The 11420-nt window shown below is 69.2% G+C and carries 11 protein-coding genes; 3 read left to right on the top strand and 8 right to left on the bottom strand.

The features are described from left to right. Positions 1 to 26: 26 nt before the first annotated feature. The 7 genes from ACQPXB_RS27000 to ACQPXB_RS26970 all read right to left on the bottom strand — a co-directional run bounded on the left by ACQPXB_RS27000 (position 27) and on the right by ACQPXB_RS26970 (position 7033). A complete protein-coding gene (locus tag ACQPXB_RS27000) occupies positions 27 to 1052 on the bottom strand; it encodes an NAD(P)-dependent alcohol dehydrogenase (RefSeq protein WP_432844868.1) in 1026 nt (341 codons plus the stop codon). Continuing rightward, positions 1049 to 1618 carry an iron-sulfur cluster assembly protein gene (locus tag ACQPXB_RS26995; RefSeq protein WP_366576681.1) on the bottom strand — a complete coding sequence of 190 codons (570 nt, stop codon included), beginning with the start codon at positions 1616 to 1618 and terminating at the stop codon, positions 1049 to 1051. Before ACQPXB_RS26995 ends, ACQPXB_RS27000 begins: the two co-directional genes overlap by 4 nt. Then, a complete protein-coding gene (locus ACQPXB_RS26990) occupies positions 1615 to 2649 on the bottom strand; it encodes an amidohydrolase family protein (RefSeq protein WP_432844867.1) in 1035 nt (344 codons plus the stop codon). The genes ACQPXB_RS26995 and ACQPXB_RS26990 overlap by 4 nt, the downstream gene beginning before the upstream one ends. 101 nt (positions 2650 to 2750) lie before the next feature. Further along, positions 2751 to 3101 carry a propane 2-monooxygenase effector subunit MimD gene (mimD, locus tag ACQPXB_RS26985; protein ID WP_360603108.1) on the bottom strand — a complete coding sequence of 117 codons (351 nt, stop codon included), beginning with the start codon at positions 3099 to 3101 and terminating at the stop codon, positions 2751 to 2753. Further along, positions 3098 to 4201 carry an aromatic/alkene monooxygenase hydroxylase subunit beta gene (locus ACQPXB_RS26980; RefSeq protein ID WP_386945108.1) on the bottom strand — a complete coding sequence of 368 codons (1104 nt, stop codon included), beginning with the start codon at positions 4199 to 4201 and terminating at the stop codon, positions 3098 to 3100. Before ACQPXB_RS26980 ends, mimD begins: the two co-directional genes overlap by 4 nt. Before the next feature lie 55 nt (positions 4202 to 4256). After that, complete coding sequence (locus ACQPXB_RS26975) at positions 4257 to 5306, bottom strand: FAD-binding oxidoreductase (protein WP_366576674.1); 1050 nt, start codon at positions 5304 to 5306, stop codon at positions 4257 to 4259. Positions 5307 to 5395: 89 nt separating this feature from the next. After that, positions 5396 to 7033 (bottom strand): aromatic/alkene/methane monooxygenase hydroxylase/oxygenase subunit alpha, encoded by a 1638-nt coding sequence (locus ACQPXB_RS26970; protein ID WP_285966586.1) that lies wholly within the window; start codon positions 7031 to 7033, stop codon positions 5396 to 5398. 340 nt (positions 7034 to 7373) lie between these two features. Here ACQPXB_RS26970 and ACQPXB_RS26965 point away from each other — a divergent pair, with 340 nt between their 5' ends. Continuing rightward, positions 7374 to 9092 carry a sigma-54-dependent Fis family transcriptional regulator gene (locus tag ACQPXB_RS26965; protein WP_432844866.1) on the top strand — a complete coding sequence of 573 codons (1719 nt, stop codon included), beginning with the start codon at positions 7374 to 7376 and terminating at the stop codon, positions 9090 to 9092. A gap of 46 nt (positions 9093 to 9138) precedes the next feature. After that, positions 9139 to 9681, top strand: a complete 543-nt coding sequence (locus ACQPXB_RS26960) for an enoyl-CoA hydratase-related protein (protein ID WP_366576669.1) — start codon at positions 9139 to 9141, stop codon at positions 9679 to 9681. 21 nt (positions 9682 to 9702) lie between these two features. On the opposite strand, the gene ACQPXB_RS26955 is transcribed toward ACQPXB_RS26960, so the two are convergent. Beyond that, positions 9703 to 10734: an LLM class flavin-dependent oxidoreductase gene (locus ACQPXB_RS26955; RefSeq protein ID WP_366576667.1), complete on the bottom strand. Its 1032-nt coding sequence runs from the start codon at positions 10732 to 10734 to the stop codon at positions 9703 to 9705. 147 nt (positions 10735 to 10881) lie between these two features. Between ACQPXB_RS26955 and ACQPXB_RS26950 the strand changes: the two genes are divergently transcribed. Then, the gene (locus ACQPXB_RS26950; RefSeq protein ID WP_366576665.1) at positions 10882 to 11406 is read left to right on the top strand and encodes a L,D-transpeptidase; all 525 of its coding nucleotides are present in this window, start codon (positions 10882 to 10884) and stop codon (positions 11404 to 11406) included. Positions 11407 to 11420 lie beyond the last annotated feature (14 nt).

Below are 11420 nucleotides of genomic sequence, written 5' to 3'. Positions count from 1 at the left end.
GTGGTCGCGGCTGAACCTGCCGGCGGTCAGGGCACGAGGATCGCGCGGCCGCGGACGAGGCCGCGGTCCAGATCGTCGAGCGCCTTCTCGAAGTCGGTCAGGGCGTACGTGCTGGTGTGCAGCGCGACTTTTCCGCGCGCGGCGAGCACCATCAGCTCGGCGAGGTCCGAATAGGACCCGACGAGGTTGCCGACGAAGTTGATTTCGGTGGAGATGATGTCGATGGTCGGCACCGCCAGCGTCCCGCCGTAGCCGACCACGTAGTAGTTCCCGGCGCGCCGCAACATCTGCACGCCGGCTTCGATCGCGCCGCCCTCGCCCACGAAGTCGACGACGGCTTCCGCGCCTTCGCCGCCGGTGAGCTCGAGCACCGCCTGGGCTTCCGAGCCGTCGGCCACCACGAGGTGGTCGGCGTCGAGCTCGCCCGCGAGCTTCAGCGCCTCCGGCGACCGGTCGACCACGATCAGCTCGGCGGGGCTGATCGCCTTCAGCACCTGGATGCCGATGTGGCCCAGCCCGCCCGCGCCGATCGACACCACGCGCTCACCCGGGTGCAGGTGAGCCGCCGCCTTGCGGGCGGCGTGGTACGCGGTGAGCCCCGCGTCGGCCAGCGCCGCCACGGCCGCCGGTTCGAGCGAGGAGTCCAGCTTTACCACAGCCCGCGCGTTCGTGCGCAGGTATTCCGCGTAACCGCCGTCGCGGTCGATACCGGGGAACGCCGACTGTACACAGTGGACGTCGTCGCCCGCGCGGCACGCCTTGCACAGGCCGCACGTGGCGAGCGGGTGCAGGATCACCGGGTCGCCCACGGACACCGACGTGACACCCTCGCCGATCTCCGCGACCCAGCCCGCGTTCTCGTGGCCGAGCGTGTAGGGCAGTGTGACGCCCGACTTCTCCGCCCACTGGCCCTCGATGATGTGCAGATCCGTCCGGCACACGCCGGCGCCGCCGATCCGCACCACCACGTCCAGCGGCCCCTGCACGTGGGCGTCGGGCACCTCGACGAGCTCGGGGGTGCGGTCGTAACCGCGCAGCTGCACCGCTTTCACGACGGTACCTCCTCTCGCACCTCGTCGCCGGTCCGGTAGTACCGCGGTTTCGCAGTGTCCTCGAGGGATACCCGCACGCCCTTGGCGAACCGCAGCAGGCTCTCGCGCTCGGGGGACTGCTGCGCGTCGACCCGCCACCCCTCGTCCACCAGCTTGCGCACCGCGCGCTCCATGCAAGCCAGGTGCGCCTCGCGCCGGAACTCCGGCGGGAGCTCGGCCAGCTCACTGCCGGCCTGTTCGGGCACCGGGCCGCCGAACCCGGCGGCGGTGACCTCCTCGCCGGCGCGGCGGCCCTCCAGCACGATGTCGACCGTGTCGACGCTCGGCAGGCTCAGCACCGCGTCGTGCGCGTCGGCCACCATCAGGTACGCGAAGTTGGGCGCGCAGTAGTACGCGGGCAGCCGCAGCCGCACCGAAACCGAGTGCCCGCGGTCGTTGTGCAGGCGCACGTGGACGCCGGCGACGAACCCCAGGTCCGTGATCGGCTCGTGGAACTCGGGGTCCACGACGTCGGCCAGGGCGCGCCACACCCTGCTGGTCAGCGTCTCCGCCGTCGCCGCGGTCATGCCGGGACCTTCGAACCCGACCCGGCGGACGCGCGGGCACCGGCCATCCCGGCGGTCACCTCCGCGGGCACTTCCAGGTCGTAGAGCTGCGCGGCGTTGAGGCCGAGGATCTTCTTCTTCGCGTCGGTGGACAGCGTGCCGTAGTCGCCCTGCATGTCCTCGGGGAACTCGAAGTCCACGAAGGACTCGACGAGCCACTTCGGCTGCCAGATCGCGTAGTCGCTGGCGAAGGTGATGCGGTTCTCCCCGAGCCAGTACAACAGCTCGCCCACGACCTGCGCGAAGTAGCGCGGTCGCGTGTGGATGAACGGCATCGCCACCGCGAGGCAGGCGTAGACGTTCGGCTCCTGCGTGGCGATCCAGCAGAAGTCCTCGAACCGGGGCAGGCCCACGTGCTCGACGACGAAGTTCAGGTTGGGGAACGCGCCGGCCGCGTCGTCGATGTCGGCGACGTCGGCCGAGGCCCGCTCGCTCCGGTCGATCGAAGGTCCTTTGTGGACGTGGACGTTGCGGATCCCCAGCTGCTCACACTTCTCCAGGTAGCGGTAGGACCACGGGTCCGACAGCTGCCAGCCCTTCGACTCGCCCTTCCACTCCGCCGTGTACAGCTTCACGCCCTTGAGGTCCCACCGCTCGGCCAGCGCTTCGAGCTTGTCCAGCCCGGCCTCGCCGTCGCGAGGGTCGAAGGCGCCGTTGACGATGAACTTCCCGGGGTTGTTCTCCGCGACGGCCCCGTCCTGCTCGGTCGTGTTGAACCCGTTGACGTAGAACTCGGTGAGGTAGGTCGGCTGGAAGATGGCCTTGTCCACGTAGCCCGTCGTGAACAGGTCGTCGATCAGCGTCTCCTCGGAGTACTTGCCGAACTTCTCCAGCGACCACAGCCACTCGGCGGGGCTGAGGGTGCGGTGGTGGTCGTAGAAGTCCTCGATGAAGCCCTTGCCGTACCGGTTGGCCTGGTTGGCGGGCGAGCCGTCCCAGAAGTGCACGTGGCTGTCGACGATGAAATAGCTCTCGCCGTCCTTGCGGTACATGGGAGTCCTTTCGCGGAAGGGCGCCCGGGGGCCGGGGCCGGGACGGGTGTGCTCCGTCCCGGCCCGACCCCCCTCGGCGCGAACCGGTGGTCGTGCGCGGGCTACTCGACCGGTTCGAGATCGAAGTCGATGTACTCCGCGGCGTCCTCCGGGTTGGCGAACAGGACCGTCTCGTCGTCGAGGTGGACCATGCGGCCGTAGTGCGTCGACATGATCTCCTCGAAGTCCGGCTGCTCGAAGTCGAAGCCGATCGCCTCGGAGATCTCGTCCCAGTTGAAGACGATCTTGTTCGTGCCGTCCACGCGGATCATGGACGGGTACTCCGCCACCGTGACACCCGGCTTGCCGCGCATGACCTCAGCCACGACGTAGCCGTTCTGGTTGTTCATCAGGGTGACGCCGCACATGTTCGACGCGGTGCGGTCGACGGTAAACTGCCTGCTCGCGGTCATGAAAGCAGCCCTTTCGGTTCGTCGAGGGAGAGGTCGGACAGGAGGCTGCGCAGGTTGGTCACCGACGCGTCCCAGGACTCGGCGAAGGTCACGACCTTCTCCTGCGGCTGCGACCAGATCGGCTGCAGCGTGCGGGCGGCGGCCACGGAGACCGGCACCCACTTCTCGAGCCACGACGTGAGCACCTGCTTGTTGTGCGCGGAGTGCTCGGCGTCGCTGGTGAGCATGCTGAACAGGGCCCGCGTGTAGCTGCGGTCCCGCTCGTAGTCGTGCTCGCCGGCACCGACGACGGTCGGCGTGACGTAGTCGCCGTTGCGGGCGGCCACCTGCATCACCAGGTGGCTGCGGAAGAGCACGCCCACCAGGGACTCGAACACCACGTTGGCGGCGAACAGCGACTCGGCCCAGTCGCCGATCGCGGTCAGGCGCTCCACGTTCTCGCGAACGCCCTGCCACGCCGGGTCCTCGTGCCACACCGAACGGTGCACGGCACCGTCGAACTCGATGCCCGACTCCGTCAGGTCCAGGTTGTAGAGCGCCAGGTCCTGGGCGAAGCGCAGCTTGTGCGCGGTGTTCACGGCGATCGCGTTGTTGATCATGTTCGTCGGGGCCGACCGCTGCTCCGAGCAGAACACGTGCATGCCGAGACCGTGCTCGGCGTGCATCCACGCACCCAGGTGCCGCTCCACGAACTTGACCCAGCTCGGCGCCCAGTTGTCGTAGGCGCCGGCCTTCTTGGCGTTCTCGAGGTTGAGCTGGATCTGCCGGACGACGTTGGAGTTGTTCCGGTAGATCGTCTGTTCCCACTCCTCGTTGGGGTCGAGGAACTGGTGCCAGTTGCCGGACTTGAGCTCCGTCCACTCCTTCGGGTAGCCGCCCGGGCCGTTCGCGAAGCCGTAGATCCAGCCCTGCGAGAGGTGCCGCTCGGGGTCGGGCTGGACGTCGAAGGTCACGTCCTCGTACATCGTCGCGCGCAGCTTGCGCGGCTTGAAGTAGTTGTAGCTTCGGCTCTTCGAGCTCGGGAAGTCCAGCAGCCCGGCTTCGGCGCCCGTGAACTCCGGCTTCGGGAAGCTCTGCTGGGGCTTTTCCGTACTGACCATGAGCACACCTCTCTGTGTGTGGTGGCCTGCTTCGGGTGGGATCGGCGCGCGGTGGTCAGTCCTCCGCCGCGGCCGTGATCGTGAACTTGTCGTAGAAGACCTGATCTGACGGCACGCCCAGGCTTTCCAGCAGGGGCAGGGCCGCGTCGATCATCGGCGGCGGGCCGCACAGGTACACGTCGCACTCGGCGAGGTTGTCCTCCCGCCGTTCGAGCACCTGGGTCACGAGCCCGAGCTCGCCTTCGCCGTCACCCGGCCAGCCTTCGGGAGCGGTGTCGGACAGGCACGGCACGAACCGGAACTTCGGCAGCTGCCGGGCGAGCTCCGCCATCTCTTCGAGGTGGAAGAGGTCCCGCTCGGTGCGGGCGCCGTAGTAGTACACGACGTCGCGCTCGTTGCCGCTTTCCGCCATCTGCCGCAGCAGCGCCAGGATGGGGGACATCCCGGCCCCGCCGCCGACGAAGACCAGCCGACGGTCGGAGCTGACCCGCAGCGTGAACGTGCCGTACGGCCCGGTCACCTCCAGCGGGTCGCCGGCGGACAGGGATCCTTCGAGCAGTGAGGAGAACTTGCCGCCGGGGTAGCGCTTGATGATGAACTCGAGGATCCCGTCGGCCACCGTGACGTTGGCCATGGAGAACGAACGGTGCTCGTCCGTTCCCGGGATCTTGATGTCCACGTACTGCCCCGGGTGGAACCGGATGCCCGCGTCCTCGTCCACCTTCAGGCGGACGAGCGAGATGTCGTGGGTCAGGTCGGTGATGGACTCCACCGTGGTTCCCGCCGTGACGACCGGCAGGCCGGACCGGATCATGTCCTCGTCGTAGTTGGTCAGCTCGATCTCGAGGTCGGAGTACGCGTGCCCTCGGCAGAGCAGCACGAACCCTTCTTCGCTTTCGTAGTCGGCCAACGCGAACGTGGAGTACCGGTCCATCTGCAGGTCGCCCTCGAGCAAGAAGGACTTGCACGCCGAGCACTGCCCCTCCTTGCAGCCGTGCATGAGCATGACGCCCTGCCGGAAGGCCGCATCGAGGATGGTCTCGTCCTCGTCGGCCTCGATGTCGATGCCGACCGGTTCGAACCGGATCTTGTGCTTGTCGCCCATGGACGCCGCTCCTGGGGATGGGGGCACCCACCGGGGCACCCGGGATTCGAACCCGGGCACCCCGGCGGGAACCGTTTCGGGGTGCGGCCTCAGGCCACCGTGACGTTCGGGTTCGCCTTGTACGCGGCGATGTGCGCCTCGCGCTCGGCGTCCGACATCTTGTTGAGGGCGATGTTCGGGCTGCCGAAGGTGATCCCGCGGACGTCGTTGAGGGTCCACAGCTTCTTCGGGTCGTCGAGGTCGAGGTGCGGCTGCGGGATGAGGGTCTTCCCGTCGTCGCGGACGTAGCCGAGGTCGGAGATGATGTCGGCGAGGTCCATGCCGTCGTAGAGCGTCTCCCACTCGCGCTTGCCCGTGAGCCGGCCCATGTTCGGGGTCTCGCGGCCTTCGTACTCGCCGCGGAACGCCGTGGTGTCGGTCCAGGCGCAGGTCTCCGAGCAGTAGGTGCGCCACTGGCCGTCGACCTTCTCGGTCACCATGTCCTCGCGGATGAGGGCGGGGACCATGCAGGTCCAGCAGCGGTGCGGGTACTCGTAGCCCACGTTCTCGAACGCGATCGGCTTGTTCTTGCCCGGGTAGCGCAGGCGGTTGTACGCCTCCCACCACTTGCCGAACTGGTTGTACCAGCCCGGGTACTTCGACTCGAACCACTCGAAGTCGGTGTCGGTCATCGGGTCGATGCGCCAGTAGTTCACCGGCCAGCCGGTGGCGAAGAACTGCGCCACGCGGTGCACGTAGTGCTTGTTGATGATCCGGTTCCAGGCCTCTTCGACGAGGTCGTGGGGGATCTTCAGGCCGTACTTCTCGAGCGGGATGAGGTAGCTGCGGTAGTAGTCGTCGTAGATCCACCGGCGCCACATCTCCGCGTAGCTGTCGCGGTCCTTGCGGCGGTCCTTCGTGCCGTACTCGATGAAGGTGCCGATGGCCGCGTCGACCACGCAGTGGTTGTTCCACCACGCGTAACGCAGGTCGCGCTCGAGCAGCTGCCGGTTGTCCTCGTCCGCCAGCGCCATCAGCAGGATGGAGTAGCCGTTGCTGATGTGGCGGGACTCGTCGGACTGCACGGAGTGGAACACCGTGGGCAGCAGGTAGTCGCCGTTGGCCGCCGCCTCCGAGGGCATGGCGACGAACAGGGTGTTCGTGAACGCGGTCTCGGCCACCACCGTGAGGTAGATGTTGGCCGCGGTGATCGCGTCACCGGTGATGAAGCCCTCGCCGAACTGCCGGCCGATGGTGCCGGCGTAGTTGTTGGAGAACGCCTTCTCCGTGATGTCGAACCCGGCGGGGTCGATGTAGTGGTTCATGTAGAGACGCTTGAGGTTCATCTGGATCGTCGAGTGGCGAACCTCGTCGATCATCTGCACCGCGAGGCCGTTGTGCACCTCGGGGTTCGGCACCGCGTCGATCGCCATCGGCATCGCGCGGGCAGCCGAGATCTCCGGGAACGGGATGATGGACAGGAACAGCTTCTGCCACTCCATCCAGCGTTCCTGGACCTGGCGGAACATGTTGCCGCGGATGGCGCCGTCCATGGCACCGAACACGCGGTTGTCCTTTTCCTCCTCCATCGGGAAGTAGGACCGAAGGATCTGCTTGAGCGGGTCCTTCTTGGGGGCCTTGTCGAACTTGTAGTCGGTCCCGAAGCGCTTCGCGGGGGTCGCGAAGGTCGGTTCCCACGACAGTTCCGTGATCTTCTTGTGCGCCTTGCTCAGACTTTGTCGACTCACGCCGTGTACCTCCACCTGATCGGTCGTCGGCAGTTCCTGGCTCGGCTTGGTTCGCGCCGCTCGCGGGTGATGATCCGGTTCCCGGCCGCCTGGCCGCCGGGCACCGGATGCAGCTCGCACGTCGCCGTCCGGATGCAGGGAATGACACCGCGAGTACCCTGTGATGGTGGTCTCAATATGAGACAGGCAGTGGTCGACGCTGCGGTTATGGTGACTGGCACACGACGTCGTGTGCCTGGCCGGGGCGCACGACGCCCTACTGCCGGGAGGTGAGGCTTTGACCGACGCAGGCGCCTCCATTTCGTCGCCGGACAGGCTGGCGAACGCCAGGGAGCAGTTCTTGTCCACGGAGGAGGTCGACGCGGAAAGCGTCCGCAAGACGATCCTCGCTTCGTGGTGGCGGTCCCGGACGCACCGGGTGGCCGCCGACCACGTGAGAACTCCGTACGTGGCGGATCCCGACCTCGAGACGCCCCTGCTGCAGAGCGCGGGCGCGGTGCTCGACGCCCTGGAGGACAAGCTCAGCGACCTCGCGGTGAGCGTGGTGCTCACCGACGACCAGGCGCTGGTGCTCGATCGCCGGACCGAAGACCGCGCGCTCGAGCGGTACCTCGACGGGGTGCAGCTCGCGCGCGGGTTCAGCTACGCCGAGGAGTTCGTCGGCACGAACGGGATCGGCACGGCACTCGAAGGCAGGCAGCCGACCGCGGTGTTCGGTCACGAGCACTACGCGGAGAACCTCGACACGCTCGCGTGCGCCGGCGTGCCCATCCGCCACCCGATCTCGGGCCAGGTCCTCGGGCTGCTGGACCTCACGTGCTGGAAGAAGGACGCCGGCCCGCTGCTGCTGGCCCTGGCCAAGGCGACCGCGCACGACATCGAGACGGAGCTGACCAACCAGGTCGGCCTGCGCGAGCTGAGCCTGTTCTCGGCGTACCTGCGGGCGTGCCGGCGTGGGCAGGGCATCGTTCTCGCGGTCAACAACGACCTCGTGATGCTCAACGACCACGCCCGCCAGCTGCTCGTGCCCGAGGACCAGGCCGCGCTGCTGGCCCGCGCCGTGGAGGCGCTGAGCTCGCAGTCGGACCGCTCGCTGTCGATGGACCTGCCCAGCGGTGCCCGCGCGCGGTTGTCCTACACGCCGGTCTCCAGTGACGTCGGCCCGGCCGGCGGCGTCGTGCGGGCCCGGCTGCTGCAGGAGCCCGAGGTCGTGTCGGCGCGCACCGACACACGTCAGCCCGTGCTGCCCGGCATCGTCGGCACGGGGGCGCTGTGGGTGCGGGCGTGTCACTCGGTCGGCCGCTTCGCGCGCAACCGCAAGTGGACCGTGGTCGAGGGCGAACCCGGCAGCGGCAAGCTCGCCATGGCCCGCGCCGCGCACTCCGGCTCGACGGCGAGCGCGCCGTGCGAGGTCGTGGAGCTCGACGGCGTCAAGGCGGGGGAGTGGGAGGCCCCGGTGCGGCGGGCGCTGCGCAAGGGCCCGGGCACCGTGGTGTTCCGCCACCTGGACAAGCTTTCGCGGGACGAGCAGCGCGCGCTCGCCGCGGTGCTGGACGACGCGCGGCTCGACGCGCGCGTGTGGGGCGTCGCGACGGTGTCGGAGGGGGAGCAGGACGGACTCGACACCGACCTGATGCGCCACTTCCCGACGTCGGTCACGGTGCCGCCGCTGCGGCACCACATCGAGGACGTGCGCGTGCTCGTGCCGTTCCTGCTCGCGCAGCTGGGCAAGGGCCCGCTGCTGCACTGCTCGCCGGCCGCGCTGCAGCTGCTGCTGCGCAACGAGTGGCCGGGCAACGTCGCGCAGCTGCGGCAGGTGCTGCGCAAGGTCGTGCACACCCGCCGCGCGGGCGTGATCGAGCCCGAGGACCTGCCGCCGGAGTGCCGGACGGTGGTCAAGCGCGTGCTCAACCCGCTGGAGTCGCTGGAGCGCGACGCGATCGTGCGCAGCCTCCTGGACGCCGACGGGAACAAGTCCCGCGCGGCCCACTCCCTCGGCATGTCGAGGGCCACGATCTACCGCAAGATCCGCGACTACGGCATCGACATCCCGTCGTGAGCCGTCTCGCGCGGGACGCTGCGATCGGGTGCGGGGAGGACGGCGCATGATCGACCTGGAGCACGACCACGGCGTCGCGGTGGTCCGGATGCACGAGAACCCTTGCGGGAGCATGGTTCCCGAGACGCTGGACCGGATCACCGCCGCGCTGGGTTACATCGGCGGCTCCTACGCGGTCGTCCTCACCGGCGGGGACGACGTGTTCGCCCGCGGCTTCGCCGGCGCGGCCGACCGGCTGGAGCGGGCCGTGCTCGCGATCGCCAACCACCCGAGCCCGGTCGTCGCCGCGATCGGCGGAGACGCGCTGGGTGCCGGTTACGCGCTGGCGGCCGCCGCCGACCTGCGCGTGATGGCGCAGGGGCGGCTCGGGCTCGGCGCGGCCGCGCACGTGCCGCCCGCCGTCGAGACGGTGCTGCGCCGCCACGCCGGCCCGGTCTGGCGCACGGTCCGCTCGGGCGAGCGCACGTTCACGGCGGAGGCGGCCCTCGTCGCCGGTCTGGTGGAAACGTGTTGCGCCCCCAGCGATCTGCTGCACGTGGCGGTGGAGCGGGCGGCGCGGCTGGCCGGCGGGGCGAAGCAGTTCTGCTGAGCCTTCACGCCCGCCCGGGCGTCAGCCGAACTCCTTGCGGATCTGCGGGAGCACCTCGGTGCCCAGCAGCTCGATCGCCTTCATCACCTTCGCGTGCGGCACGCCCGACCAGTCCATCTGCATGGCGTAGCGGTCGGCGCCCGTCAGCTTGCCGACGGTGATGATGCGCTCGGCGACCTCGTCCGGGCTGCCGACGAACAGCGCGCGGGCGCCCTCGGTGTACTGGTCGTACTCCCGGCGCGTGGGCACGGCCCAGCCGCGCGAGCGCGCGCCCCACTTCATCGTCTCGAGCCAGTACGGGTAGAAGGTTTCCTTGGCGTCCTGGGACTTCTCGGCGATGAAACCGATCGCGCCCATGGTCACGTCGTGCTCGTCGTCGGTGTGCTCGCCGGCCGCGGCCGCGCGGCGGTAGAGGTCCACCAGCGGCGCGAACCGCTCCGGCTCACCGCCGATCACGGCGTAGACCACGGGCAGGCCGAGCAGCCCGGCGCGGATCGAGGACTCCGGGTTGCCACCGGTTCCGACGGAGATGCGCAGGCGCCGGCCGTACGGGCGCGGGTAGATGTGCGCGTCGGTCAGCGGCGGGCGGAAGCGGCCCGACCACGTGATCGGGTCCTCGCGGTCGATGCGCAGCAGGAGGGCGAGCTTCTCTTCGAACAGCTCGTCGTAGTCGCCGAGGTCGGCGCCGAAGAGCGGGAACGACTCGGTGAACGACCCGCGCCCGGCGAGCAGCTCCGCGCGGCCGCGGCTGAGCTGGTCGAGCGTGGTGAACTGCTGGTAGACGCGCACCGGGTCCTCGGTGGAGAGCACCGTGACCGCGCTTGCGAGCGTGATGTGCTCGGTGACGCTCGCCGCCGCGGCCAGCACGGTGGCGGGGTTCGAGATGGCGTAGTGCTCCAGGTGGTGCTCGCCCAGGCCGTAGAACCCGAGCCCGAGCTCGTCGGCGAGCTTGATGCGCTCCACCGTCTCGGCGAGCCGCTGCGCGACCGACACCTGTTCACCGGTCACCGGGTCGGGCGTCCGGTCGCCGAAGCTGTAGATACCGAGTTCCATGTCCACTTCCTCGCGAGGTCCTGGCGTCGAACCTACCAGGCTTTGCTGACACGTCAACATTCCCTGCCGGTAGTGTCGGCGGTCACGGACTCAACCTTCCCGTCCGCTCACCCGTTGATCACGGGGACCGGACGACAGGAGTTGTCGATGCAGGCGAAGACCTTCGCGACGGGAGTGCTCGTGGCCGCCGCGGCCACACTGACGGCGTGCGCCGCACCGCAGGCGGCCACCACCACCCCCACGCCGCTGGCCGAGACGTCGCACCTCACGCCCACCACCACCGGGACCCCGCCGGCGCCGACCACCCCGCCGCCGCCTCCGCCCCCGCCGTGCGCGGTGACGACCGGCGCGTGCGCGAGCCTGTCGCTGCGGCTCGCGTGGCTGCTCAAGGACGGCGTCGTCGTGCGCGGCCCGGTCGCGATGGAGCCGGGCGACGCGAGCCAGCCGACGCCCGTGGGCAGCTTCAAGGTGGCGTGGAAGGACAAGGTGCACACGAGCAGTGAGTACGGCGACCCGATGCCGAACTCGGTGTTCTTCGCGGCCGGCGGGATCGCGTTCCACGCGGGGCCGTTGGACAAGCCCTCCCACGGCTGCATCCACCTGACCGACGCCGACTCGGAGGCGTTCTTCGCCGGGCTGCCGGTGGGCGCGGCGGTCGAGGTGAAGGCCTGATCAGTCCACAGTGG

It is taken from the genome of Amycolatopsis sp. CA-161197 (assembly GCF_050942255.1).
GTDB lineage: Bacteria > Actinomycetota > Actinomycetes > Mycobacteriales > Pseudonocardiaceae > Amycolatopsis.
Note: the sequence above shows the minus strand (reverse complement) of the source record. Positions and strands in the feature narration are given on the sequence as shown.

Excerpts from the sequence above, each read along its gene's own strand:
- ACQPXB_RS26995 (WP_366576681.1), bottom strand. The coding sequence starts at position 1,618 with ATGACCGCGGCGACGGCGGAGACGCTGACCAGCAGGGTGTGGCGCGCC.
- ACQPXB_RS26990 (WP_432844867.1), bottom strand. The coding sequence starts at position 2,649 with ATGTACCGCAAGGACGGCGAGAGCTATTTCATCGTCGACAGCCACGTG.
- mimD (WP_360603108.1), bottom strand. The coding sequence starts at position 3,101 with ATGACCGCGAGCAGGCAGTTTACCGTCGACCGCACCGCGTCGAACATG.
- ACQPXB_RS26980 (WP_386945108.1), bottom strand. The coding sequence starts at position 4,201 with ATGGTCAGTACGGAAAAGCCCCAGCAGAGCTTCCCGAAGCCGGAGTTC.
- ACQPXB_RS26975 (WP_366576674.1), bottom strand. The coding sequence starts at position 5,306 with ATGGGCGACAAGCACAAGATCCGGTTCGAACCGGTCGGCATCGACATC.
- ACQPXB_RS26960 (WP_366576669.1), top strand. The coding sequence starts at position 9,139 with ATGATCGACCTGGAGCACGACCACGGCGTCGCGGTGGTCCGGATGCAC.
- ACQPXB_RS26955 (WP_366576667.1), bottom strand. The coding sequence starts at position 10,734 with ATGGAACTCGGTATCTACAGCTTCGGCGACCGGACGCCCGACCCGGTG.
- ACQPXB_RS26950 (WP_366576665.1), top strand. The coding sequence starts at position 10,882 with ATGCAGGCGAAGACCTTCGCGACGGGAGTGCTCGTGGCCGCCGCGGCC.